Here is a 25,657-nt window from a genome sequence, read left to right on the forward strand (position 1 = left end):
AGCTCGTTGTTTCAGCGATGAGGAGTGCATTGATGTCCAAGACCGAATTCGGGATCCGCGCAGGGAGAACTGCCTGGACACGGAAAAGGCGGTACATCGCGGGACGTCCCGTTCGGCGCGGATGGACGTCTTCGGTGGCGCGCGTGTCGGCGCTCGGTATCGCTCCTCTCCTCGTGGTGGGCGCTGCGGGAATGGCGGTCCATCTGCGCTCGGGCGAGCCGGAGATCCGGGAGTCGGTCGCCTCGGACACTCCGTTCACGTTCTCCGGCCACGGCAACGGGCACGGTCGCGGGATGGGCCAGTGGGGCGCCTACGGATACGCGAAGGACCAGGGATGGGCAGCCGAGCGCATCCTCGCCCACTACTACGGCGGAACCACCCTCGGCACGCTCGCCGACGCCCAGATCAGCGTGCGACTCCAGGGCCGCGACGATCAGGCACTCGACGTGTATTCCGCCGTCGGTGCGGTCGTGGCGGGTAAGCCCGTCGGGCCGGGTGAAGCCGTGCATCTCACGCCGACGGCGGGCGGTGGCGCCAACGTCGTCGTGACCCGGGGCTGCGCCGGGGAGGTGTTGTGGCAAGACGTCACGGACCACCCGTGGGTGGACCCGGTCGATCTCGGGCCCGACCGCCCGCCGAACGAGCACCTCACCTTCTGTGCCGGCGACACGCCGTACCGCGGTGCGCTCGGTGTCGCGCTGGACGGCGCAGCCGTGCGCACGGTCAACGTCCTCGGCATGGAGGACTACCTGCTCGGGGTCGTGCCCGTCGAGGCGAAGGCCGAGTGGGCCGATACCGGCGGTGCGGAAGCCCTTCGGGCACAGGCGGTTGCCGCACGCTCGTACGCTGCCGCCGAGAGTCGTGAGGCCTACGCGCGGACCTGCGACACCCAGAGTTGCCAGGTCTATGGCGGCTCCGCGGTGGAGGATCCCCGCACCACGGATGCCGTGCGTTCGACTCAGGGCATGATCCTCGTCAGGGACAACAAGGCCGTTGCCGCCGAATTTTCCTCGTCGACAGGCGGATTCACGGCCGGTGGCGAGTTCCCGGCGGTCGAGGACCAGGGCGACACCGCGTCGCCGCACCACGATTGGACGGTCACGCTGACGGCCGGCGATATCGCGACCGCGTTCGGTGTGGGCGAACTCCACACCTTCGAAGTGGTGACACGCAACAACTTCGGCGTCGACGGGGGTCGGGTCACCGGCGTGAAGGTAGTCGGTTCTGCCGGTACCACGGAGGTGACGGGGGCGCAGGCGCGGGCCAAGCTGAAACTGAAGTCCGACTGGTTCACGGTCGGCGAGGGGGTCGGGATACCGGGAGTGCCGCCGGTGCCGGGCGAACCCGACCCGAGTCTCGCGGACGACGACACCGTCGGCACCACCCCGGGATCGCCGATCGCCGAGAAGTACAAGGAACTGGGCGGAGTGAACAGCACGCTCGGTGCACCGGTCGGCCCGGAGATGATGCTGCCGTCCGAGGCGGGCAAATTCCGGATGTATCAGAACGGAACCATCATCTGGACGGAGAAGTTGGGTGCGCAGGTGATCGACGCGAGTGTGCTCCGGGACTGGATCCCGACCGGCGGCAGCTAGCGGTCGTCCCCGAGCACCGCGAGCATTCCGTCGACGGACTCGGCCCAGCCGAAATCCTCGGCCCGGCGCCTGGCGGACGCCCGCCGAGTATTCGCGGGAATCTCGAGGACGCTGCTGACCGCCTCCGCGAAGGCCGAGCCGCGGTTGCTCGCCAGGGCGCCGCACCCCGGTGTGATGATCTCGGCCAGCGCCGAGGACTGTGACGCAACTACCGGGGTGCCCGCTGCCAGCGACTCCAGCGCCGACAGGCAGAACGTTTCGTGCGGGCCGGGTGCCAGCGACACGTCGGCCGAGGCGAACAGGGCGGCGAGCCGCGACTTGTCGCTGATGAACCCGGTGAAGTGGACCGGGAGTCCGCGTGCCCGGGACTTCAGTGCTTCGCGCCGGGGTCCGTCACCGGCGATGACGAGGCGGGTGTCGTGCCCCTCGCGCCGAAGTAAGCGGACCGCCTCGATGCTCCGCTCCACCTGCTTCTCCACGGACAGGCGGCCACAGTGCAGGAGGAAGCGCTGCGCCGGCCCGGCGTAGGAGTCGCGCATGCCCTGATCATGTTTGCCGGGATGGAACATCGCCAGATCCACCCCCAGCGGCACCCGGTGCAGGTTGGGTGCCCCGATCCGGAGGAACTCCTCGCTCGCGAAGTCCGTCGTGCAGACGACGGCGTCGTAGTTGCGCGCCATGCGGCGGTTCGCGGCGTCGGCCCACCCGGTGGCGAGACGACGCGGTGCGAACTGGCCGAGAAGTCGGTCGAGACGCTCGTGTGAAACGACGACACTGCGAATGCCGCGGTCGCGGGCCCAGCCGCCGAAACCACGCAACGTCAGCCGATCGGACACCTCGAGGACGTCGGGTCGCAGTCCTCGCACGACGTCGGCCACGCGCCGCGGATTGACGATGCGATAGCCGCCCGTCGCCGGGATCACCGGTGCCGCCCGGGTGATCCGCAGAACCCCACCCGGCAGAACCTCCTCACTGTCCCGCTGACCTGGGACGACAAGGATCACTTCGTGGCCGCGCTCGGCGTAGCCACGCCCCCAGTTGTGCAGGGCAGTGCGGAGCCCGCCCGACCGCGGTCCGTAGAAGTTGGCCAGCTGGACGATGCGCACCCGATCATTGAGCTGGATCGGCGCGACGGCGGGAACAACGAGGTTCGCAGAAGCGGTGAATACCGGGAGAACTCCTCGTGCATGGCGAGGGTGTCCGTGCACCCCGTGGCCGCGCACGGGGGGCCGAGTCGCTTACCCTGGTTCACCGTGACCGCTGCAAACCCAGAGACCACTGCCCCCGCGAAGGCCGAGACGGAGCGCGACAGCGCGGCCGGATACGACCTCATCGTCGTCGGCTCCGGATTCTTCGGACTGACCATCGCCGAGCGTGCAGCAACACAGCTGGGCAAGCGTGTGCTGGTGCTCGACCGCCGCCACCACCTGGGCGGAAACGCCTACTCGGAGGCCGAGCCGGAGACCGGCATCGAGATCCACAAGTACGGCGCACACCTGTTCCACACCTCGAACAAGCGCGTGTGGGACTACGTCACCCAGTTCACCGAATTCACCAACTACCAGCACCGGGTGTTCGCCCTGCACAAGGGCCAGGCGTACCAGTTCCCGATGGGCCTCGGCCTGGTGTCGCAGTTCTTCGGCCGCTTCTTCACCCCTGAGGAGGCGCGGAAGCTGATCGCCGAGCAGTCCAGCGAGATCGACCCTGCGGAAGCGTCCAACCTCGAGGAAAAGGCGATCTCCCTGATCGGACGCCCGCTGTACGAGGCCTTCGTCCGGGACTACACCGCCAAGCAGTGGCAGACGGACCCCAAGAACCTGCCTGCGGGCAACATCACTCGACTGCCCGTGCGGTACACGTTCGACAACCGCTACTTCAACGACACGTACGAGGGCCTGCCCGTCGACGGTTACACGGCGTGGCTCGAGAACATGGCGAAGGATCCGAAGATCGAGGTCCGGTTGGAAACGGACTACTTCGACGTCCGTGACGAGCTGCGGGCCGCGAACCCGGACGCCCCCGTCGTCTACACGGGCCCCCTCGACCGGTACTTCGACTACTCGGAGGGGGAGCTGGGCTGGCGCACGCTCGACTTCGAGACCGAGGTCCTCGAGACCGGCGACTTCCAGGGAACACCGGTGATGAACTACAACGACGCCGACGTGCCCTTCACCCGCATCCACGAGTTCCGCCACTTCCACCCGGAGCGGGACTACCCGAAAGACAAGACGGTGATCATGCGCGAGTACTCGCGCTTCGCCGAGAGCGCGGACGAGCCGTACTACCCGATCAACACCCGCGAGGACCGCGAGAAACTCGCTGCATACCGGGACCGGGCCAAGGCGGAGATGGCCGAGAAGAAGGTGTTGTTCGGCGGACGCCTCGGCACCTACCAGTACCTGGACATGCACATGGCGATCGCGAGTGCGCTGTCGATGTTCGACAACTCCCTTCGACCGCATTTCGAATCCGGTGCGGAACTCGTGGGGGACTCCGAATGAGCGCCCGCCACCTGCTCGAGGCCGAGAAGGGGACCGAGGACCCGTCGTTGCTGGGCAAGTCGTTGCTGCAGCGCATTCTCGTGCCCCGGCCGGGGGAGCCCCTCGACGTGCGCACCCTCTACGTGGAGGAGGCGAAGACCAACAGTCGTCGCGCCCACCCGCTGTCGCGGACGTCGCTGTCGGTCGCTGCGGAGTCCGAGGCCTCGTTCTGCACCTATTTCAATGCCTTCCCGGCGAGCTACTGGCGTCGCTGGACCATTCTGAAGTCGGTGGTGCTGCGGCTGGATCTGTCCGGCCACGGCCGCGTCGACGTGTACCGCTCGAAGGCCGACTCGTCCCGCATCCACGTCGAGGGACGCGAGTTTCTCGACGGCGACGCCGCGATGGAGTTCGAGATCGAGTTGGCGCCTTTCGAGGACGGCGGCTGGATCTGGTTCGACATCACCTCCGACACCGAGGTCGTCCTCGAGAGCGCCGGCTGGTTCGCGCCGATCGATGCGCCGGGCGAGGGCACCGTGGCCGTGGGCATCCCCACGTTCAACCGGCCCACCGACTGTGTGAAGGCGTTGGAAGCGCTCGCGTCCGACGAGCTGGTGCTCGATGTGGTCAAGGCCGTCATCGTCCCGGATCAGGGCACGCGCAAGGTCGTGGACGAGCCCGGGTACGAAGAGGCCGCCGCCGCTCTCGGTGATCGCCTCGTCATTCACGACCAGGCCAATCTGGGTGGCTCGGGCGGCTACAGCCGCATCATGTACGAGGCCCTGAAGACCACCGACTGCCAGCACATCCTCTTCATGGACGACGACATCGAGATCGAGCCCGATTCGATTCTGCGTGCGCTCGCGATGTCCCGGTTCGCCAAGTCCCCCATGCTGGTGGGTGGCCAGATGCTCAACCTTCAGGAGCGTAGCCACCTGCACACGATGGGCGAAGTGGTCGATCGCAGCATTTTCATGTGGACCGCCGCGCCCAACGTCGAATACGACCACGACTTCTCCAAGTACCCGCTCAGCGACCGCGAGAACTCGAAGAAGCTGCACCGCCGCATCGACGTCGACTTCAACGGCTGGTGGATGTGCATGATCCCCCGCCAGGCGGCCGAGGAACTCGGTCAGCCGCTCCCGCTCTTCATCAAGTGGGACGACGCCGAGTACGGGCTGCGTGCCCGCGCGGCGGGTTACCCCACCATCACCATGCCCGGTGCCGCCATCTGGCACATGGCGTGGAGTGACAAGGACGACGCCATCGACTGGCAGGCGTACTTCCACCTGCGGAACCGGCTCGTCGTCGCTGCCCTGCACATGCCGGGCAGCGTCCGCGGCCTCGTGGTCAACAGCGTGAAGGCCACCATCAAGCACCTGCTGTGCCTCGAATACTCGACCGTGGCCATTCAGAACCAGGCCATCGCCGACTTCCTCCAGGGACCCGAGCACATCTTCGAACTGTTGCCCACCGCGCTGGGCAACGTCCATGCGATGCGTAAGGAATTCCCGGACGCCGTTGTCTTGCCGTCCTCGACCAGCCTGCCGCTGCCCTCCGGGGCCGAGGTCGGCGCCGTCGGTCTGCCCACCAACCCGCTGGCGAAGATCGTGCGCCTCGGCAAGGGCCTGGTTCACAACGTCAAGCCCGCGCACACGGAACACCACGAGCGGCCGCAGCTCAATGTCCCGACGCTGGACGCACGCTGGTTCCTCCTCTCGCAGGTGGACGGCGTCACGGTCACCACCGCCGACGGCAGGGGAGTCGTCTACCGCAAGCGCAACCCCAAGCAGGCCCTCGCGCTGCTGAAGGAAGCCCTGCGGCTGCGCCGTGAACTGGCTCAGCGGTTCCCCGATCTCAAACGTGAGTACCAGGACGCTGTTCCTGCCCTGACCAGCAAGGAGAGGTGGGAACGTGTCTTCGGCATCTCGTGAGGTGAAGATTCTGCGGTCCGTGCAGTCGACGATCGCGGGCAAGCCGGGGGTCGTCGCCACCGCCCGTGGGATGTCTCACTTCGGTGAGCACGCCTTCGGCTGGGTGGCCGTCGCCGGGATCGGTGCCGCGCTCGACAAGCCCCGCCGGCGTCAATGGGCGGGAGTCGCTGTCGGCGCGGTGGGTGCCCACGCGGCGTCGATCGCGATCAAGCGCGTGGTCCGCCGGCCTCGGCCGGTCGACCCGTCCATCCAGGTCAACGTGTCGACACCGAGCAAACTGAGCTTCCCGTCCTCGCACGCCACGTCCACGACGGCGGCTGCTGTGCTGCTCGGCCGACTCACCGGGCTACCCTTGCCTGCGTTGTTGGTACCGCCGATGCTGCTCTCCCGGCTCGTTCTGGGAGTGCATTACCCGACCGATGTGCTCGCCGGATCTGCCCTGGGGGCCGCGTCTGCGGCTGCGGTACTCAAGGCCGAGCAGAAGTTTGGAGAAAAATGAGCGAGGAACCGGCAGTCGTCACCGGACCCCCGACATCCCTGGCCACAGGCATCGTCCGGGCAGTTCGCCCCCGCCAGTGGGTGAAGAACGTCCTGGTGCTGGCAGCTCCCATCGCGGCAGGAACGGCCACGGAGCCCGACGTCCTGCTGCCGGTCGCGCTCGCATTCGTGGTGTTCTGCATGGCAGCATCCGGCATCTACCTCGTCAACGACGCAATGGATGTCGAAGCGGACCGTGCACACCCCACCAAGCGATTCCGGCCCATCGCGGCCGGCGTCCTCCCGGTCAACCTGGCGTTTGCCATGGCGGTCGTCCTCCTGGTCGGTGCCATCGCCCTGTCGTTCCTGGCCAACTGGCAGCTCGCCGTCGTGATGGCCGTGTACATCGGTATCCAGCTGGCGTACTGCTTCGGGCTCAAACATCAGGCCGTACTGGACATCTGCATCGTCTCGTCCGGCTTTTTGCTGCGCGCCATCGCCGGCGGTGTAGCCGCCGAGATCGCGTTGTCGCAGTGGTTCCTGCTGGTCATGGCGTTCGGATCGTTGTTCATGGCCGCCGGTAAGCGGTATGCGGAACTGCAGCTCGCAGAGAACACCGGGGCGAAGATCCGCAAGTCGCTCGAGAACTACACCACTACCTACCTGCGCTTCGTCTGGACCCTCAGCGCCACGGCCGTGGTGCTCTGCTACGGACTGTGGGCCTTCCAGCAGGACGACCTGAAGAACACGAACTGGTACGCCATCTCCATGGTGCCGTTCACCATCGCGATCCTCCGCTACGCGGTCGACGTCGACGGTGGCGAGGCAGGAGAGCCCGAGGAGATCGCTCTGGGCGACCGCGTGCTCCAACTCCTCGCCATCGCCTGGATCGGAGTGGTGGGTGTCGCTGTCTACCTCGTCTGACGTGGTAGGAGGCACCGAACACTCGGATGCCGCCGCGGAGCAGACCGAACGCCACCGGAAGGCCATCCTCTCGAGGGTGGTCTTCCTCGGGGGTGTGGCCATCTCGGCTCTCCTGATGTTCTGGGGAGCCTGGGAGCGTCGGTGGATCGCCGACGACGGTTTGATCGTCCTGCGCACCGTGCGCAACCTGCTCGCGGGCAACGGTCCCGTCTTCAACGCAGGCGAGCGCGTCGAGGCGAACACCAGTACCGCCTGGACCTACATCGTCTACGCTTTCGGCTGGCTCACCCAGAGCCGGCTCGAGTACGTGGTTCTCACGATTGCCCTGGTTCTGTCCACGGCAGCCATTGTGCTCGCCATGCTGGGCACGGCCCGGCTCTACCGCGGTGGATCGTTCGGCTCGGGCGGGACGCTGTTCCTCCTGCCTGCCGGTGTGCTGGTCTACATCGCGGTTCCGCCTGCCCGCGACTTCGCCACGTCCGGCCTCGAAAGTTGCCTGGTCATCTTCTGGATCGCGCTGCTGTGGCTGCTGCTGATCCGCTGGAGTCAGGCTGCTGCACCCTCCACCGGATCTGTGCTGATCCTCGCGTTCATCGCGGGAATGGGCCCGCTGGTGCGACCCGAACTGGCTATTCTGGGCGGCCTGGCGCTGGCCATGATCTTCCTCGCACCCGGACTGACCTGGGTGGCGCGCACCGTCATGGTGTTCGTGGCCGGCATCGTGCCGGTCGGGTACCAGATCTGGCGGATGGGCTACTACGCGCTCCCGTATCCCAACACCGCGGTGTCGAAGGACGCCGGTGGCGCCAAGTGGTCGCAGGGGTTCGCGTATCTGTGGAATCTTGTCGGCCCGTACCTTCTGTGGCTCCCGCTGCTGTTCCTTCTCGTCGGCGCGATGCTCGCCTGGCGGGGTCGCAGCAAGTCTCTCGGCGATGGTGTTGCTCACACTTCCGGCAGCCGTGTCCGACGCCTACGCGCCCGGCTCCGGACGCAGAATGCGGTGGTTGCATTCATTCTCGGCAGTGGATTCATTCTGGGTCTCTATTCGCTGCGTGTCGGCGGCGACTTCATGCACGGGCGCGTTCTCCTTCCCGTGCTGTTCTGTTTCCTCGTCCCCGTCGCCGTTATTCCGGTGCGAATTCCCGAGAAGGTGTCGTGGGGGAGAAATCGCGCAACCTCACTGTTCTTCGCGATGGCATTCCTGTGGGTGGGCACGGTGGTGTGGGCATTCTTCGCGTCCAATACCACCGGAATGCCGGAAGGCGCCGTCGTCGGGCGATCCGGAATTGTCGACGAGCGCGCGTTCTACGTGCTCAATACCGGTCACGCCCATCCCATTCGTGCCGACGATTATCTGGATTACCCCCGGATGCGGGCCATGGCGGAAACCATTGCGGACACCCCGGACGGTGGCCTGCTCATCGCGGCGCCCGACTACACGTACTGGTTCGTCGTTCCTCCGCCCCTTCCGATCCCGGAGGACGGTGCAGGCCACACGGTCTATTTCCTCAACCTCGGCATGACGAGCATGAACGTCGGGCTCGATGTGAAGGTTCTCGACCAGATGGGCCTCGCGTATCCGCTCGCGGCCCACACCGAGCGTCTGGATGACGGCCGCATCGGACACGACAAGAACCTCTATCCCGACTGGGTGGTGGTCGACACGGGAATGATCGACAAGCACCCGTGGATGCCCGGATTCCTCGACGAGGAATGGGTGACAGAAGCGCGCGTGGCGCTGTCCTGCCCCGAGACACAGGAACTGTTGACCTCGTATAGGTCCGAACTGACCTGGCCGCGTTTCAAGCAGAATTTCAAGGATGCGTTGGATTTCGCGAGTTACCGTTTCGAGCGTGTGCCTGCGTACGAAATTCAGCGGTGCAATCTCGAGCCACCTTTTCCGGAACCGGTGAAATAGGCCGAATCGGGCAGGCGCGGTCTCCGGTAGCCGACCTGCAGATCTCGATGCAAGAACGTCACATCTCGTTTGTGTAACGCCGGGCGCTTCGGTCACGATGTACGTCGATGATGAGTCATCGGTGACGGTGGTCTAGAAAGTGCCCCGGCAAATGCTCCGCGAGCGTTTGTCAGGGAACTTTGTGTGACATACAGTCCACCGAGCGCAGTGTGACTTGGAAGAGGTCCGCTGCCGATCCGGAGTCGATCCGGGCCGGCAGGTCGCCTGTTCCCCGACGGAATCCGCCGGAACCGCCCCTTGGCGGAGTCCGCAGACGAAGAGAGAGAGCAGTATCCATGCGTTTTGCCAGAACGAGGTTGTCTCAGCGCCTCAAGCAGCGTGCGATGGCAGTAGGTGCCGCCGCACTGGTACTGCCTGTGGCCGCAGGAGTCGCTGGTGGAGCCGTCGCCGTGGCAGCACCCGCTCACGCCGCCCCCGTCCACACCGCACCGTCGGGTGGGTACGAGGAGCTGTGGGTTCCTTCTTCGATGGGGAACATCAAGGTCCAGGTGCAGTGGGCGGCTCGTGGTGGTAGCGCCGCGCTCTACCTGCTCGACGGACTGCGTGCCCGCAACGACCGCAACGCGTGGAGCTTCGAGACCAACGCGCTGGACCAGTACCGCAACGACAACGTCACCCTGGTCATGCCGGTCGGCGGCGAGTCGAGCTTCTACTCCGACTGGTACGCGCCCAGCAACTTCAACGGCCAGCCCGTCACGTACAAGTGGGAGACCTTCCTGACTCAGGAGCTTCCCAACTTCCTCGCGAACTACGGTGTCTCCCGCACCAACAACGCGGTTCTCGGCCTGTCGATGGGTGGCAGTGCCGCTCTGACGCTCGCCGCGTACCACCGCGACCAATTCAAGTTCGCCGGTTCGCTCTCCGGGTACCTGAACATCTCCGCTCCCGGCATGCGTGAAGCCATCCGGGTCGCGATGCTCGACGCCGGCCGGTTCAACGTCGACGCGATGTGGGGCCCGCCGTGGAACCCGGCGTGGCTGCGCAACGACCCGTTCGTGTTCGCTCCGCGTCTGCAGGGTCTGTCGATGTACATCTCGGCCGCCAGCGGTCTGCCCGGTGAGTTCGACCACCCGCGTGCACCGATCGACTACTACAACACCGCCAACGGCATGGGACTCGAGGCGCTCGCGCTGGCCAACACCCGCGCCTTCCAGGTTCGCCTGGCCACCCTCGGTGTTCCCGCCCACTTCAGCTTCCCCGCCAACGGCACACACTCGTGGCCGTACTGGAGCTCGGAGCTGTGGAAGGCCCGCGGACAGATCCTGGACACGCTCGGCGCCTGGTGATCTGAGCTCGACATCGATGCCGTCCCACCTTCCGGGTGGGACGGCACTCGTCGTTCGGACCGGGTCTGTCAGAAGTAGTCCCGAACCGGGGGAACGGTCGGAATTCGCGTACCCGGGAGTGCGCAACGACATGTTTTGTCAGTAAGGTGATCCCGTCGAGACGCCACCCGCGCAGCGATCGCTGCGCGGGTGGCGTCTGTACGTGAGATTTTCACGAGAGTTCGAGTGGTTGCCGCGTCCGCGGCGCGCGAGGGATCAACCGAAGGGAAGACGATTTCATGCGAGTTGGGGGTTCGACGAGAACGAGCGGGTGGGCCAGACGCACCGCCGCCGCGATTGCTCTGGCAGTAGCACTGCCGCTGGGCGTGACCATGGTGGGCGGCGGCGCGACCGCATCCGCGGCCTTCGACCCTGCAGCCCAGGACTTCTGGGTCGACTCGAGCATGGGCCCGGTCAAGAGCCGCATCTGGCGTGCAGCTGACGGCAACACCAGCCGCGTGGTGTACCTGCTCGACGGCCTCCGCGCCCAGGACGACCTCAGCGGCTGGGAAATCAACACCGACGCCGGGCCGTTCCTCGCCGCGCAGAACATCAACGTCGTGCAGCCGGTCGGCGGCCAGTCCAGCTTCTACTCCGACTGGTTGTCGAACTCGACCTTCAACGGTCAGAAGACCACCTACAAGTGGGAGACCTTCCTCACGCAGGAACTCCGCAACGCGCTCGCGGACCGCCTCGGGTTCCAGTCCACCCGCAACGGTGTCATCGGCTTGTCGATGGGTGGCAGCGCCGCTCTGACCCTCGCCGCGTACCACCCGGACCAGTTCAACTACGCCGGTTCGCTATCCGGGTACCTGAACATCTCCGCTCCCGGCATGCGTGAAGCCATCCGGGTCGCGATGCTCGACGCCGGCCGGTTCAACGTCGACGCGATGTGGGGCCCGCCGTGGAACCCGGCGTGGCTGCGTAACGACCCGTTCGTCTTCGCCAACAAGCTCCGCGACAACGGCACCCGCGTCTGGGTTTCCGCCGCGAACGGCATCCCCGCCCCCGGCGGCGCCGCCCCCACCGGGGTCATGGACGTGTTCAACGCCACTACCGGCGCGAGCCTCGAGGCGTTGTCGCTGGCCAACACCCGTGCCTTCCAGGTGCGGATGGCGACCATCGGCGCCAAGAACGTCACCTACAGCTTCCCGCCCCGCGGCATCCACAGCTGGCGGTACTGGCAGCAGCAGATCCATGATCTGGCACCGGATCTCAGCAACACCATCGGCTAGCCGGAAATAGCTCGGAAGTAACAATTGCACCAGCGGTAACAGCGCGGCGCCCCCACTCGTCAGTTGATTGCGTGTAGAAAGAACCGGAACGTGAGGCAGTGTTCCGTGTTGTGGCCTCGACGCGCAGAGAGAGAGTGAACGCCATGCGAGTAGGCCTGCTCAGGGCAGAACGTCAGCGTGTGTCGGCCGGAGTGGTCCGCAGAAGGGTCCTCACCTCGCTCGCCGCTGTGCTCGTGGTGCCGGTGGCGGTCGGGTTCACCTCGACCGCCACCGCGTCCGCTGCGCCGGTTGCCGTGCATGCGGCTCCGGTGGCTACGCAGGCGCCGAGTGGCGCAACCATTCATCACGTCGACTGGCTGTCCGACCGCCGGGTCGCGCTGTGGGTCAACTCTCCGTCCATGGGTGTGCCGATTCAGGTCCAGTTGCTGCTCGCCCGCGATTGGAATTCCAAGCCGACCGAGAAGTTCCCGTCGGTCTGGATGCTCGACGGCCTGCGGGCGCAGGACAACGAGAACGGCTGGACACTCGAAACGGACGCCGAATCGTTCTTCGCGGACAAGAACATCAACGTCGTCCTTCCCGTGGGCGGTCAGTCCAGCTTCTACTCCGACTGGGTGGCGCAGGACAACGGCCAGAATTACCAGTGGGAGACGTTCCTCACCAAGGAACTGCCGCCGATCCTCCAGAGCGACTGGCGCACCACCCAGACGCGTGGAGTGGTCGGGTTGTCCATGGGCGGGACGTCGGCAATGTTCCTCGCCGCTCGAAACCAGGGATTCTTCGACTTCGCCGCGTCGCTGTCGGGCATGCTGACCACCACGGCGCTCGGAATGCCGCAGGCCGTCGCGTACGCCATGAGTGATGCCGGCGGGTTCGACGCGAACGCCATGTGGGGACCTCCGACCAGCTCGGCGTGGGAAGAGCACGACCCGTACCTCCTGGCCGACAAGCTCAAGGGTGTCAGCCTGTACATCTCCAGCGGCAGCGGAACCACCGGCCCGTACGACCAGCCGTCGGGCATTCCGGGCGTGAGTACTAATTACGCGGGCATGGGTCTGGAAATTCTTTCGCGTCTCACCTCGCAGACGTTCGCCACCAAGCTCAACAAGCTGGGCATTCCCGCGCAGGTCAATTACCGCCCGTCCGGGACGCACTCGTGGCCGTACTGGCAGTTCGAGCTGCACCAGCTGTGGCCGCAGCTCGCCGCCGCCGTGGGCATCGAGGCAGACAAGCCGGTGTGTGGCACGGGTGGCTCCATTGCCGGGGTCGCGGCGGCCAGCCCGTGGATCGGGGACTGCCTCACACCGGAGTACAGCCTCGCGGGCGGCACGGTGCAGGACTTCCGCTTCGGCAGGATCTTCGCCAAGTCCGACACGGGCACGCATCCGGTTGCCGGGGTCATCGGCGGCGCCTACCAGGCGGCGGGCGGTCCGGCAGGGCCACTCGGCTACCCGACCACACCCGAGCTGGGCACACCGGACGGTCGCGGTCGTTTCAATCACTTCGAGCACGGGTCCATCTACTGGACACCGCAAACCGGTGCGCATGCCATCCGCGGGGCCATTCTCGCGGAGTGGGCACGCCAGGGCTGGGAGGGCGGGCCGCTCGGTTACCCGGTGGCCGACGAGGTGCCCACCCCCGGCAAGGACGGTGTCGTGCAGGGCTTCGAGATCGGCGCCATGTACTACAGCCCCGTCCACGGCACGCACCGCGTGCAGGGGATGATCATGGGCAAGTACGCCGAGCTCGGGTATGAAGGCGGATGGCTCGGGTTCCCGAAGACGAGCGAGATCGCCGTCAAGGACGGCGGCCGGTTCAACGAGTTCGAGGGCGGCAACATCTACTGGAGCCCGTTGTCCGGCGCCTGGGCTATCGAGAACGGCCCGATCTTCGACGCCTGGAAGAGCGTCGGCTACGAAGCCGGCCGGATCGGCTTCCCGATCAGTGACAAATTCGTCATCCCCGGCGGTGTGCAGCAGAACTTCCAGACCGGCTACATCACCCTGATCGACGGTAAGGCCGAAGTGCACTGATGTGCGTAGTGCAGCGGGCGGGACCGGTCCAGCGGACCGGGTTCCCGCCCGATCTGCGTCTGTACCCTGTCGAGAGACAACAACTTGGAAAACTAGGACGGAAATAGATGCCGCAGCATTCACGTATCAGCACCACCTTCGCACGAGCACTGGCGACCGGCGCGATTGCAGTTGCAGCAAGCGGATTGCTCGTCGGATGCGGCAGCGACGACTCCACGGCGACGTCCACTCCGTCCGCGACCACCACCACGGCAGCGGCCACGTCCAGTGCTACCGAGAGTTCGGCGCCTGCTCCCAGTGGAAGTGCCACCTCGTCGGCGCCGGTGACGAGCCCCGGCCAGGCGGCGACCGCGCCGCCGGAGCAGCCCGAAGAAGTTCCCGGTGACTTCCCCGGGCCCAGTGAGGTTCCTGTCAGCGCGGACGGTCAGCGGTTCCTCGCCGCGCTGAAGGACAAGGGCATCGAGCCGGCGGCCGACGGCACCATGGCCGTGAGCACCGCCGACTTCATCTGCCAGTCGAAGGCAGAAGGCCAGAGCGACGCCGACACGATGGTGTTCGTCACGGCGATGGTGGGCTCCGAGGCTGCTGCGGCGGGCAAGGAGCTCAGCCAGGAGCAGGCGATAGCCGACGCGCAGACCTACGTGGACGTCGCGCACGCCACCTACTGCAAGTAAACGCCGATGACGGGGACCGGGCGCGGAACGCGGAAGAAGAAGAGCAGCCTCCTGCGCAAGCTCGTACTGCTGGCGGCCTTCCTGCTGGTGGTTCTGCTGGCATTGATCGCACTCTGGTATCTCCTTGCGGGGCGGCTCCCCGAACCCATCCCGAGCCCGCCCGGTCCCGATCGGCCCGATTCGCAATCCGCGAGCTGCCCTGACGTCCAGGTCGTCGTCGTCCCGGGAACGTGGGAGTCCAGCCCCACCGATGATCCGTACAACCCGTCCGCGAACCCGGCGTCGCTGATGCTCAACGTGTCCCGGCCGTTGCAGCAACAGTTTCCGCCGTCGCGGGCCGACGTCTACACGGTTCCGTACGTCGCCCAGTTCTCCAATCCGGTCGCGTTCCCGCCGGACGGCCAGCAGTCGTACAACAACAGCCGGGCCGCAGGGATGGCAGCCGCCAACGACATTCTCATCCGTCGCCACGCCGAATGCCCGCTGACGAGCTTCCTGCTGACCGGTTTCTCGCAGGGTGCGGTGATCGCAGGCGACATCGCGTCGAGCATCGGCGCCGGTGACGGTCCGGTCCCGGAAGACCTCGTTCTCGGTGTCGGCCTCATCGCCGACGGCCGCCGCGACCCCTCGGCCGCCACGAATATCGGTGCTCCGGTCGTCGGTGTCGGCGCCGAGTTGTCGCTCGCCGGGTTGCAGATTCCGGGCATCACGATGACCGGTCCGCGTCCCGGTGGGTTCGGGGAACTTGCCGACCGCACGGTCGAGATCTGCGCACCGTCGGACGGCATCTGCGACGCGCCCGCCCGGGCTTTGGCGCCGGGCAATTGGATCGGCAGCGCGCTGCGCCTGCTCGAGTACAACAACAACCCCGTCCACGCGCTGTACAACTCGTACGTCGTGGACGGAAACGGCACCACGGCCACCCAGTGGATGGCGCGATGGGCAGCGGAGAAGATCGCCGCGGCGCCGACACCGCCGCACAGTTGAGTTTGTGACTGGTGGGTATGCCGGGGTCCCTGATCCGGAAATCGTCCCAAACAGAGACGCACGCCTCGTACTCGCCGGTAGTGTGCGTTTCTCGGCACCGGTAGAGTGCTGCACTGTTGCGGCACCACCCGTGCCCATCCCACCGATGTTCACGTCCTGTTGCGCGGGCGTTTCACCACAGGAGAAGCGATACATGAGTTCCGAGGCCAGCCCGCCCCGTAAGTTCCGATTCGCGGCCGGCGGCGAGGGCAACGCAGACGAGGGCGGCGCGCGCCGGTTCGTCAAACTGGCCCAGAAAGCCGAAGAACTCGGGTTCGACAGCTTCATGATCCCTGATCACCTCGGCAATCAGGTGGGGCCGATCGCCGCGCTCGGTGCGCTGGCCATTGCTACCGACAAGATCCGTTTGGGCACCGCGGTGCTCGCCAACGGCTTCCGGCACCCGGCGATCCTCGCCAAGGATGCGGCCACCATCGACGTGTTGTCGGGTGGACGCCTCGAACTCGGTATCGGCGCCGGGTGGATGAAAGAAGAGTTCGACAAGGGTGGCATCGACTACGAGCGACCCGGCGTGCGCATCGCGAAGCTCGAGGAGTCGCTGCAGATTCTCGACACGCTGCTGCGCGGCCAGGAATGCAACTTCGACGGCAAGTACTACCAGATCAAGGGCCTGACCGGCAGTCCACGGCCCCGCCAGGGCCCGCGCCCGCCGATCGCCGTCGGCGGTGGCGGCCCCAAGATGCTGGCTCTTGCCGCCAAGTACGCGGACATCATCTCCGTCGCCACCCCCACCAGCAAGGAAGGCAAGTTGCTGCTGTCGGGGGTCACGCTCGAGAAGACGATGGAACGGGTCGAGCGGATCCGCGAAGCGGCCGGAGAGCGATTCGACGACATCGAGCTGAACTGGACGATCACGACCATCGTCATCACCGACGACCGGGAGCAGACGGCCGAGATGGCACTCTCGGCGCTCGATCAGGGCTTCCCACCCAACATCGAGGTGGACGCCAAGCTCTCGGTCGAGGACATCCTCAACTCGCCCTACCTGGCAATCGGCAGTTTCGACGAGATCGCCGATCAGATCCGGATGGTGCGCGAGAAGACGACAATGTCCTACGTCGGCGTGTTCCCCACACAGATGGATGCGTTCGCGCCGATCATCTCGCAACTGAAGGGCGAGTAGACGCAGCGTAGCGAGGGCGGCGATGCCAATCTGTAACATATCGATGGTTTGGAATCGATGCACTTATTCGGGTGAGTCGCGTTTCGCGTGATTCCCCACGAGTTGTACAAGATCCGATTCGGCGAAGGAAGTCTGGGGCGCAGGCATGCCGGTGGCGTGCCTGTGTGATCGCTTCGGAGGAGATGGAATGAACGCGAAGTTCGATGATTTTATCGACGAGAAGGGCCATATCCGGCTCGACTCGGACAGTACGTTGGTCGACTATGTCCAGCGTCACACGCGAGAGAACTCGGACGAGTTGGCGTACCGCTACATCGACTATTCGCGGGACCGTGACGGCGAAGCCCACGAGCTGACCTGGGAACAGTTCGGTCATCGCCTGCGTGCTGTCGCCGCCCGCCTCCAGCAGGTCACCAAGCCGGGCGACCGTGTCGCCGTCCTCGCGCCGCAGGGTCTCGACTACGTCATCTCGTTCTTCGCCGCAATCCACGCCGGCACCATTGCGGTGCCGCTGTTCGATCCCGACGAGCCCGGTCACACCGACCGCCTCCACGCCGTCCTCGGTGACTGCAAGCCCTCCGCGATCCTCACGGCCACCTCCTCCGCCGCGGGTGTTCGCCAGTTCTTCCGGTCACTTCCCGCAGCCGAACGCCCTCGCATCATCGCGGTCGACGCCATTCCCGACAGCGTCGGCGACAGCTGGGTTCGCCCCGAGATCGACCTCGACGACATCGCCTACCTGCAGTACACGTCCGGGTCCACGCGTGTTCCCGCCGGTGTCGAGATCACCCACCGTGCGGTGGGCACCAATGCCCTGCAGATGGTCGACTCCATCGAGCTCAACGAGAACTCGCGCGGCGTCACGTGGCTGCCCCTGTTCCACGACATGGGCCTGCTGACGGTCATCCTGCCTGCGCTGGGCGGCAAGTACATCACCATCATGAGTCCGCGTGCCTTCGTGCAGCGTCCGTACCGCTGGATCAAGGAGCTTGCCGCGGTTTCGGACGGCGCGGGCACCTTCGCCGCTGCCCCCAACTTCGCCTTCGAGCACGCGGCCGCCCGCGGTCTGCCGAAGAACGGCGAGAGCCTCGACCTGAGCAACGTGATCGGCCTCATCAACGGCAGCGAGCCGGTGACGACGTCGTCGATGCGCAAGTTCAACGAGGCGTTCGCGCCCTACGGTCTGCCCAAGACGGCGATCAAGCCGTCGTACGGCATGGCCGAGGCCACCTTGTTCGTGTCGGCGACCCGGCATTCGGACGAGGCCCGGGTCATCTACGTCGACCGCAACGAACTCAATGCGGGACGCGTCGTCAAGGTCGATCAGGACGCCGAGAACGCGATCCCGCAGGTGTCGTGCGGATACGTGGCGCGCAGCCAGTGGGCGGCGATCGTCGATCCGGAGACGGGCATCGAGCAGCCCGACGACCGGGTCGGGGAGATCTGGCTGCACGGTGAGAACATCGGCACCGGCTACTGGGGTCGCACCGACGAGACCGCCGAAACATTCCACAACAAGCTGATCAACCGGCTCGTCGAGGGCAGCCACGCCGAGGGCACATCCGAGGATGCCAATTGGATGCGGACCGGGGACTTCGGCGTCTACATCGACGGTGAGCTGTTCATCACGGGCCGCGTGAAGGACCTCGTGATCGTCGACGGCCGCAACCACTACCCGCAGGATCTCGAGTTCTCCGCGCAGGAGGCGAGTAACGCCCTGCGGCCGGGTTTCGTGGCCGCGTTCGCCGTCCCGGCGAACCAGTTGCCGTCGGTCGTGTTCGAAAACACACAGTCGGGCCTGTCGTTCGATCCCGACGATTCCTCGGAGCAGCTCGTCATCGTCGCCGAGCGCGCTCCCGGCGCCGGCAAGGCCGATCCGCAGCCCATCTCCGACACGGTGCGGGCAGCCATCTCGAGCAGGCACGGTGTGACCGCGCGGGACATTCTGTTGGTGCCGGCGGGATCGATTCCGCGCACGTCGAGCGGCAAGATCGCCCGCCGCGCGTGCAAGGCGAGCTACATCGAAGGGACCCTGCGTGGCGGATACACGCAGACGGCGTTCCCCGATAGCGTTTCCGACTAGTCCACTTTCTGACGGGTAGCTTGGTGAGTTGATGGCTGAATTGAATGAAGACCGGGGTAGCAGCGCGAGTGCGACCACGAGCGATGCGGACCGGGCGGCGGGGTCTGCCGGCGACATGACGGTTGCGCAGCTGCGTGAGTGGCTCCGTAACTGGGTCGCCGACGCCACCGGCCAGCCGGTCGCCCAGATCACCGACGACCGCCCGATGGAAGAGTTCGGCCTCTCGTCCCGCGATGCCGTCGCCTTGAGCGGCGAGATCGAGGAACTGGTCGGCGTGACGCTCACCGCGACGGTCGCCTATCAGCATCCGACCATTGCCTCGCTCGCCACGCGCATCATCGAGGGTGAGCCCGAGCAGATCGACGATTCGGCCGATGCTGCGTACTACGCGTCCGCGCCGACGTCGGACTCGCACGACATCGCGATCGTGGGGCTCTCGACCCGGTTCCCGGGAGCGGGGGAGACCCCCGTCGAGATGTGGGAGATGCTCGCGCAGGGCCGCGACGGCATCTCCGACCTCCCCGAGGGCCGGTGGGAGGAATTCACCGCCGACCCGCAGATCAAGGCGGCGGTCGAGAAGGCCAACACACTGGGTGGCTACCTCGATGACGTGAAGGGTTTCGACGCGGAATTCTTCGCCATGTCTCCGCTCGAGGTCGTCAACGTCGATCCGCAGCAGCGCCTCGCGATGGAGTTGACCTGGGAGGCTCTCGAGCACGCCCGCATTCCCGCGAGCGATCTCAAGGGCGAGCAGGTCGGTGTGTTCATTGGCAGCTCGGCCAACGATTATCAGATGCTGGCGGTCAGTGCCGAGGGCGGCGCCCACCCGTATGCGCTGACCGGCACGTCGACGGCGATCGTCGCGAACCGTGTCTCCTACTTCTACGACTTCCGCGGGCCTTCCGTCGCGCTCGACACGGCGTGCTCCTCCTCGCTGGTCGCCGTGCACCAGGCGGTGCGTTCGCTGCGGACCGGCGAATCCGACGTCGCGCTTGCCGGTGGCGTCAACATGCTCATCGCGCCCCCCGGGACCCTCGGGTTCGACCAGCTCGGTGTGATGGCCGCCAACGGGCGCATCAAGGCTTTCTCCGCTGACGCCGACGGCATGATCCGGGCAGAAGGCGGCGGACTCGTCGTTCTGAAGCGCCTCGAAGATGCCGAACGCGACGGTGACCGGGTTCTGGCCGTGATCGCCGGTAGCGCGGTCAACCAGGACGGCCGCTCCAATGGTCTCGCGGCACCGAACCCGGATGCTCAGGCCGATGTGCTGCGACACGCGTACCGGGACGCCGGCATCAATCCTTCGGCCGTCGACTACATCGAAGCTCACGGCACCGGCACCATCCTCGGTGATCCGATCGAGGCCGACGCGCTCGGCCGCATCGTCGGGCGTGGGCGTGCGGACGACAAGCCTGCGCTCCTCGGGTCCGCCAAGACCAACTTCGGCCATCTCGAGGCAGCGGCCGGTGCCGCCGGGCTCATCAAGGTCGTGCTGGCAATGCAGGAAGACACCCTGCCGCCCACCCTGAACTATGCGGGACCCAACCCGTACATCGCGTTCGACAAGGCACACCTGCAGGTCATCCCGGAAGGTGCGGCTTGGCCGCGCTACTCGGGCGCCGCGGTGGCCGGTGTCTCCGGATTCGGATTCGGTGGCACCAATGCTCACGTCGTCGTGCGGGAATACACCGGGCCGGTTGCGGACGAGGAAACCACCGGCGCCGACAGCGCCGACGCGACAGACGTCTCCGCGCAGGTCGATGAGACCTCGGCTGTCGATGAGACCGCGGCGGTGGAAGAGACTGCGGCTGTGGAGCAGACCGCGGCTGTGGAAGAGACTGCGGCTGTGGAGCAGACCGTCGTCCTTCCGGTGTCGGGCGCGCTGCCTTCCCGACGTCGCCGTGCCGCCGCCGATCTCGCCGACTGGTTCGAGACGGAAGCGGGCAGCACCACGCCCCTCGCCGATGTCGCTCGTGCCCTCGCGCGCCGCAATCACGGTCGTTCTCGGGCCGTGGTGCTGGCGAAGACGCGTTCCGAGGCGATCACCGGATTGCGTGCGGTCGCCGCGGGTAAGCCGGGACATGGTGTGTTCTCGGCTGATTCACCGTCGTCGAAGGGCCCGGTGTGGGTGTTGTCGGGCTTCGGTTCACAGCACCGCAAGATGGCCAAGCAGCTGTATCTCGAGAATGCTGTGTTCGCTGCGGCCATCGACGAAGTGGACGCGCTGATCGAGGACGAGGCCGGCTACTCCATGAAGGAGAAGTTCCTCGACGACAGCGTCGACTACGACGTCGAGACGTCGCAGGTGGGCATCTTCACGATCCAGATCGGCCTGGCGGCGTTGCTCCGCCATCACGGCGCCGAGCCGGAGGCCGTGGTCGGTCACTCCATGGGCGAGGCCGCGGCGGCATTCATCTCCGGTGGTTTGCCGCTGGAGGATGCAGTCCGGGTGATCTGCGCCCGATCGCGTCTGATGGGTGAGGCCGAGGCCACGCTCGAGGGCGACGACATCCGCCTGATGGCGCTGGTCGAGTACAGCGCGGCCGAGATCGAGACCGTTCTCCCGGACTTCCCGCACCTCGAGGTCTGCGTGTACGCGGCCCCGACCCACACGGTGATCGGCGGACCCGAGTCCGAGGTCAACGCAATCGTCGCGCGGGCCGAGGGTGAAGAGAAGATGGCCAGGGTCCTTCAGACGAAGGGCGCGAGCCACACCTCACAGGTGGACCCGCTGCTGGGCGAGCTGGCCGCCGAACTGGCCGGAATCGAACCCACCAAGCTGAAGTGCGGCGTGTACTCGTCGGTCGATCAAGACACCTTCTACCGCGCCGGCCATGAGCCGATCCACCGCGAGGAGTACTGGACCAAGGGTCTGCGGCACAGCGTGTACTTCACCAACGCCGTGCGCCTCGCCGTCGGAAGCGGGCACACCACGTTCGTGGAGCTCGCCCCGAACCCGGTGGCCTTGATGTCGGTGGCTGCCACGGCCTTCGACGCCGGTCTGCACGACATGCAGCTCATCCAGACGCTCAAACGCAAAGAAGACGAGTCGCTCGGTGTGCTCGCCGCACTGGCGCAGCTGTACGTCCACGGACACGCGGTCGACCTGTCGTCGTTGCTGCCCGCCGGCGATTACGCATCCGTGCCGCGCACGGCGTGGCTCCGGAAGCCGTACTGGGTGCACAGCCGCATCACGTCGAGCGGCAACAACCGAGTTCCCGGTGCGCACGTGTCGTTGCCCGACGGCCGCCACGTGTGGGAAGTCCAGGCCGATGCCGTCACCGACCTGCCCGCGTTGGTCACCGCCGCCGCTGCCCAGGTGCTGTCGGATGTTGCTCTTACTGCGTCGATTTCCCATGCCGAGGTTCCGGCGGACGGAACCCTCACCACCACGCTCACCACCCATCCCGGTGGTGCGTCCGTTCAGGTGCATGCCCGGACCGCGACCGGTTTCACGCTGCTGTTCGATGCTGCGGTCTCCTCGGGAGAGGTGCTTCCGGAGCCTGTCGCAACCGCGGCGCCGGCGGCCGAGCCTGTGGAGGAACTGCCCGAGGTCGTCGAAGACATCGGGGACAAATGGGACCCGAACGGTTCGCAGTCGCTGGACGATCGCCTGGCGCTGATCGTTGCGGAGTCGATGGGTTACTCACCCGAGGATCTGCCTGCCGAGATCCCGCTCATCGAACTGGGCCTCGACTCGCTGATGGCGGTGCGCATCAAGAACCGCGTCGAGTACGAGTTCGACATCCCGCAGCTTCAGTTGCAAGCCGTCAAGGACGCCAACCTCATGGAGGTGGGCAAGTACCTGCGATACGCGGTGGAGAACCGTGAAGAGGTGCAGGCGCTCGCCGACAAGCAGAAGGCCGAGAGGGAGGCCGCCGAGGCCGCCGAGGCCGCGGAGGCCGCCAATGATGCCGAGGCCGCCAACGTGTCCGAGGCTGTGGAGGCCGCAGAGGCCGCCAACGTTTCGGAGGCTGTGACCGAACCCGCCGCGCCGGTGTCCGAGGCGGTGACCGACCCCGCCTCGCAGGAAAGCGTTGTCGCGAACGGCAATTCGATGGACAGCAAGGAAGCGTTCGCCGATGCGACGGGTTCGGACGTCCCACCGCGTGATGCGGCCGAGCGACTGACCTTCGCGACGTGGGCCGTTGTCACCGGTGAGTCCGCGAAAGGCATCTTCAACACGTTGCCGATCGTCGGTGACGAGGTGGCGGAGAAGCTGGCCGCACGCCTGTCCGAGCGTGCGAACGGGGACATCACGTTCGACGACGTCCTCGATGCCACCACCATCGAGGAGCTGGCCAATGTGGTCCGCGGATTCCTCGAGGACTCCGGCAAGATCGACGGGTTGGTGCGCACACTGCGCGCGCGTCCCGAAGGGTCCACTGCCGTACCGGTATTCGTGTTCCATCCGGCCGGTGGTTCGACCGTCGTGTACGAGCCGCTGCTCAAGCGACTGCCCGAGGGCACGCCGATGTACGGGTTCGAGCGCACGGAAGGTCCGATCGAGAAGCGGGCCGCCGAGTACCTTCCCTTGATCCGTGAGATCCAGGGCAACGGGCCGTACGTGCTGTACGGCTGGTCGCTCGGTGGTGTGCTGGCGTACGCGGTGGCGAAGCTGCTGCGGGCCGAGGGTGCCGACGTCCGGATCGTCGGCCTGATCGACACCGTCATGGCGGGTGAAGAGGTGCCGGAGACTCCGGACGAAATCCGGAAGCGCTGGCAGCGTTACGCGGCGTTCGCGAAGAAGACCTACAACGTCGACTACCCCCTGCCGTACGACAAGCTTGCGGCGGCGGGCAGCGACGAGGAACAGGTCAAGATCCTTACCGAGCTGCTGAAGCTGAGCGGCACCAAGATTCCGGGCGGCATCATCGAGCACCAGCGCACGTCGTGGCTCGACAATCGGGCCATCCAAACTGCCGAGCTGGAGCAGTACGACGGCGAGGTGGTCCTGTACATGGCCGACCGCTATCACGACGATGTCATGCAGCTCGAGCCCGCTTTCAAGACGCGTAAGCCCGACGGCGGCTGGGGCGACGCGGTGGAGAACCTGGAGATCATCCACGTCGGTGGCGACCACCTGCAGATCGTCGACGAGCCGTACATCGCGAAGGTCGGGGCCGATCTCACCAAGAAGCTGGCGGCCATCCACGCCGTCGGAATCGGAGCACAGTAGTGACCACGACCACCGCAGAGAAGCTGGCGGAGCTGCGCGAAAAGCTTGACGTCGCCAAGGAACCGGCGGGAGAGCAGGCGATCGCCAAACGTGCGAAGAAGGGGATTCCCAGCGCACGGGACCGCATCGACATGCTCCTCGACCCCGGGAGCTTCATCGAGGTGGGCGCGCTGATGCGCCAGCCCGGTGACCCCAACGCCTTGTACAGCGACGGTGTGGTTACCGGCCACGGCACCGTCGACGGACGCCCGGTCGCAGTGTTCTCGCACGACCAGACCGTGTTCGGTGGTTCCGTCGGTGAGATGTTCGGCCGGAAGGTCGCGGCCATCATGGAATTCGCGGCCAAGATCGGCTGCCCCTGCGTGGGCATCAACGACTCCGGCGGCGCCCGAGTCCAGGACGCGGTCACCTCGCTGGCGTGGTACGCCGAGCTCGGCCGCCGGCAGGAGCCGCTGTCCGGGATGTGCCCGCAGATCTCGATGATCCTCGGTAAGTGTGCCGGTGGGGCCGTGTACGCGCCCATCAACACCGACATCCTCGTGGCCACCGAGGAGTCGTACATGTTCGTGACCGGACCCGACGTGGTGCGGAAGATCACGGGCGAGGACGTCAGCCTCGAAGAACTCGGTGGCGCCCGGAACCAGGCGCAGTACGGCAACCTGCACCATGTCGCGGCCGACGAGAAGGCCGCGTTCGAGTGGGTTCGCAAGTACCTCAGCTTCCTGCCGTCGAGCTGCATGGAGCAGCCGCCGGTGGTCAACCCGGGTCTCGAACCGGAGATCACGGACTCGGACCGCGATCTGGACACGTTCATTCCCGACGCCGACAACGCCGGCTACGACATGCACGACATCCTGCTGCGGATTTTCGACGACGGCGAGTTCCACGAGATCGGCGGGCAGGTCGCGCTCAACATCATTACCGGCTTCGCCCGCGTGGACGGACGCACGGTCGGCGTGATCGCGAACCAGCCGCTGGTCGCGGCGGGCGCCCTGGATGCCCAGGCCTCGGACAAGGCCGCGCATTTCATCCGCATCTGCGACGCCTTCGACATCCCGCTGGTGTTCGCCGTCGACACCCCGGGATTCCTTCCAGGTCTCGAGCAGGAGCGGATCGGCGTCATCAAGCGGGGCGGCCGGTTCATCTTCGCGTTCGTGACGGCGACGGTGCCGAAGGTGACCGTCGTGATCCGCAAGGCGTACGGCGGCGCGTACGCGGTCATGGGGTCCAAGCAGCTCGGTGCCGACATCAACTTTGCGTGGCCCACCGCCCGCATCGCCGTCATGGGCGCCGAGGGTGCCGTCGATCTCATCGGCCGCCGTCAGATCGAGGCCGCCGGCGAGAACGCACCCGCGGTCCGGCGTCAGCTGATCAACTTCTACAACGAGAACATCGCAACGCCGTACATCGCCGCCGAGCGCGGCTACATCGACGCGGTGATCGAGCCCTCCACGACCAGGCTCGAGATCCGTAAGGCGCTGACGATGCTGCGCGACAAGACGGTGCAGCGCAATCCGCGCAAGCACGATCTGATGCCTCTCTAGCTGATCCGCGGCGATCAAGGCCGATG

16 protein-coding genes are annotated in these 25,657 nt (G+C 66.2%); 15 read left to right on the plus strand and 1 reads right to left on the minus strand.

Annotation, left to right across the window (positions count from 1 at the left end):
- The first annotated feature begins 32 nt into the window (after positions 1-32).
- A complete protein-coding gene (locus tag GFS60_RS02135) occupies positions 33-1,595 on the plus strand; it encodes a SpoIID/LytB domain-containing protein (RefSeq protein WP_159918798.1) in 1,563 nt (520 codons plus the stop codon).
- On the opposite strand, the gene GFS60_RS02140 is transcribed toward GFS60_RS02135, so the two are convergent.
- Positions 1,592-2,701 carry a glycosyltransferase gene (locus GFS60_RS02140; protein WP_159918799.1) on the minus strand — a complete coding sequence of 370 codons (1,110 nt, stop codon included), beginning with the start codon at positions 2,699-2,701 and terminating at the stop codon, positions 1,592-1,594. The genes GFS60_RS02135 and GFS60_RS02140 overlap by 4 nt on opposite strands.
- A 147-nt stretch (positions 2,702-2,848) precedes the next feature.
- On the opposite strand from GFS60_RS02140, the gene glf reads away from it, so the two are divergent.
- The 14 genes from glf to GFS60_RS02210 all read left to right on the plus strand — a co-directional run bounded on the left by glf (position 2,849) and on the right by GFS60_RS02210 (position 25,631).
- Positions 2,849-4,096 (plus strand): UDP-galactopyranose mutase, encoded by a 1,248-nt coding sequence (glf, locus tag GFS60_RS02145; RefSeq protein ID WP_374432658.1) that lies wholly within the window; start codon positions 2,849-2,851, stop codon positions 4,094-4,096.
- Positions 4,093-6,009, plus strand: a complete 1,917-nt coding sequence (locus tag GFS60_RS02150; RefSeq protein WP_159918800.1) for a glycosyltransferase — start codon at positions 4,093-4,095, stop codon at positions 6,007-6,009. The genes glf and GFS60_RS02150 overlap by 4 nt, the downstream gene beginning before the upstream one ends.
- Positions 5,990-6,508: a phosphatase PAP2 family protein gene (locus GFS60_RS02155; protein WP_109326028.1), complete on the plus strand. Its 519-nt coding sequence runs from the start codon at positions 5,990-5,992 to the stop codon at positions 6,506-6,508. The genes GFS60_RS02150 and GFS60_RS02155 overlap by 20 nt, the downstream gene beginning before the upstream one ends.
- Entirely contained in the window at positions 6,505-7,410 is a 906-nt protein-coding gene (locus tag GFS60_RS02160; protein ID WP_109326037.1) for a decaprenyl-phosphate phosphoribosyltransferase, read from the plus strand. The genes GFS60_RS02155 and GFS60_RS02160 overlap by 4 nt, the downstream gene beginning before the upstream one ends.
- Before the next feature lies 1 nt (position 7,411).
- Positions 7,412-9,328, plus strand: a complete 1,917-nt coding sequence (zomB, locus tag GFS60_RS02165; protein WP_159918801.1) for a flagellar motor control protein ZomB — start codon at positions 7,412-7,414, stop codon at positions 9,326-9,328.
- A gap of 335 nt (positions 9,329-9,663) precedes the next feature.
- Positions 9,664-10,674 (plus strand): alpha/beta hydrolase, encoded by a 1,011-nt coding sequence (locus GFS60_RS02170; RefSeq protein WP_159918802.1) that lies wholly within the window; start codon positions 9,664-9,666, stop codon positions 10,672-10,674.
- A gap of 278 nt (positions 10,675-10,952) precedes the next feature.
- Complete coding sequence (locus GFS60_RS02175; protein ID WP_159918803.1) at positions 10,953-11,948, plus strand: alpha/beta hydrolase; 996 nt, start codon at positions 10,953-10,955, stop codon at positions 11,946-11,948.
- A 143-nt stretch (positions 11,949-12,091) separates the two neighbouring features.
- Positions 12,092-13,981 (plus strand): alpha/beta hydrolase-fold protein, encoded by a 1,890-nt coding sequence (locus tag GFS60_RS02180; protein ID WP_159918804.1) that lies wholly within the window; start codon positions 12,092-12,094, stop codon positions 13,979-13,981.
- A 107-nt stretch (positions 13,982-14,088) separates the two neighbouring features.
- Positions 14,089-14,655: a DUF732 domain-containing protein gene (locus GFS60_RS02185; RefSeq protein ID WP_159918805.1), complete on the plus strand. Its 567-nt coding sequence runs from the start codon at positions 14,089-14,091 to the stop codon at positions 14,653-14,655.
- Positions 14,656-14,661: 6 nt separating this feature from the next.
- Positions 14,662-15,642 (plus strand): cutinase family protein, encoded by a 981-nt coding sequence (locus tag GFS60_RS02190; protein ID WP_159918806.1) that lies wholly within the window; start codon positions 14,662-14,664, stop codon positions 15,640-15,642.
- A gap of 193 nt (positions 15,643-15,835) precedes the next feature.
- Complete coding sequence (locus tag GFS60_RS02195; protein ID WP_109326047.1) at positions 15,836-16,825, plus strand: LLM class F420-dependent oxidoreductase; 990 nt, start codon at positions 15,836-15,838, stop codon at positions 16,823-16,825.
- A gap of 187 nt (positions 16,826-17,012) precedes the next feature.
- Positions 17,013-18,908 (plus strand): long-chain-fatty-acid--AMP ligase FadD32, encoded by a 1,896-nt coding sequence (fadD32, locus tag GFS60_RS02200; RefSeq protein ID WP_159918807.1) that lies wholly within the window; start codon positions 17,013-17,015, stop codon positions 18,906-18,908.
- 115 nt (positions 18,909-19,023) lie between these two features.
- Positions 19,024-24,087 carry a polyketide synthase Pks13 gene (gene pks13 / locus GFS60_RS02205; protein WP_159926787.1) on the plus strand — a complete coding sequence of 1,688 codons (5,064 nt, stop codon included), beginning with the start codon at positions 19,024-19,026 and terminating at the stop codon, positions 24,085-24,087.
- Positions 24,087-25,631, plus strand: a complete 1,545-nt coding sequence (locus GFS60_RS02210) for an acyl-CoA carboxylase subunit beta (protein ID WP_109326052.1) — start codon at positions 24,087-24,089, stop codon at positions 25,629-25,631. Before pks13 ends, GFS60_RS02210 begins: the two co-directional genes overlap by 1 nt.
- Positions 25,632-25,657: the final 26 nt, after the last annotated feature.

Origin of the sequence: Rhodococcus sp. WAY2, from assembly GCF_009859915.1 — a bacterium.
In the GTDB taxonomy this organism is placed as follows: Bacteria; Actinomycetota; Actinomycetes; order Mycobacteriales; family Mycobacteriaceae; genus Rhodococcus_F; species Rhodococcus_F oxybenzonivorans.

What these genes read in the sequence shown, in the direction of transcription:
- GFS60_RS02195 (WP_109326047.1), top strand. Translation starts at nt 15,836, where the DNA reads ATGAGTTCCGAGGCCAGCCCGCCCCGTAAGTTCCGATTCGCGGCCGGC.
- GFS60_RS02160 (WP_109326037.1), top strand. Translation starts at nt 6,505, where the DNA reads ATGAGCGAGGAACCGGCAGTCGTCACCGGACCCCCGACATCCCTGGCC.
- GFS60_RS02175 (WP_159918803.1), top strand. Translation starts at nt 10,953, where the DNA reads ATGCGAGTTGGGGGTTCGACGAGAACGAGCGGGTGGGCCAGACGCACC.
- pks13 (WP_159926787.1), top strand. Translation starts at nt 19,024, where the DNA reads ATGACGGTTGCGCAGCTGCGTGAGTGGCTCCGTAACTGGGTCGCCGAC.
- GFS60_RS02170 (WP_159918802.1), top strand. Translation starts at nt 9,664, where the DNA reads ATGCGTTTTGCCAGAACGAGGTTGTCTCAGCGCCTCAAGCAGCGTGCG.
- GFS60_RS02135 (WP_159918798.1), top strand. Translation starts at nt 33, where the DNA reads ATGTCCAAGACCGAATTCGGGATCCGCGCAGGGAGAACTGCCTGGACA.
- fadD32 (WP_159918807.1), top strand. Translation starts at nt 17,013, where the DNA reads ATGAACGCGAAGTTCGATGATTTTATCGACGAGAAGGGCCATATCCGG.
- GFS60_RS02150 (WP_159918800.1), top strand. Translation starts at nt 4,093, where the DNA reads ATGAGCGCCCGCCACCTGCTCGAGGCCGAGAAGGGGACCGAGGACCCG.
- GFS60_RS02180 (WP_159918804.1), top strand. Translation starts at nt 12,092, where the DNA reads ATGCGAGTAGGCCTGCTCAGGGCAGAACGTCAGCGTGTGTCGGCCGGA.
- GFS60_RS02185 (WP_159918805.1), top strand. Translation starts at nt 14,089, where the DNA reads ATGCCGCAGCATTCACGTATCAGCACCACCTTCGCACGAGCACTGGCG.
- GFS60_RS02190 (WP_159918806.1), top strand. Translation starts at nt 14,662, where the DNA reads ATGACGGGGACCGGGCGCGGAACGCGGAAGAAGAAGAGCAGCCTCCTG.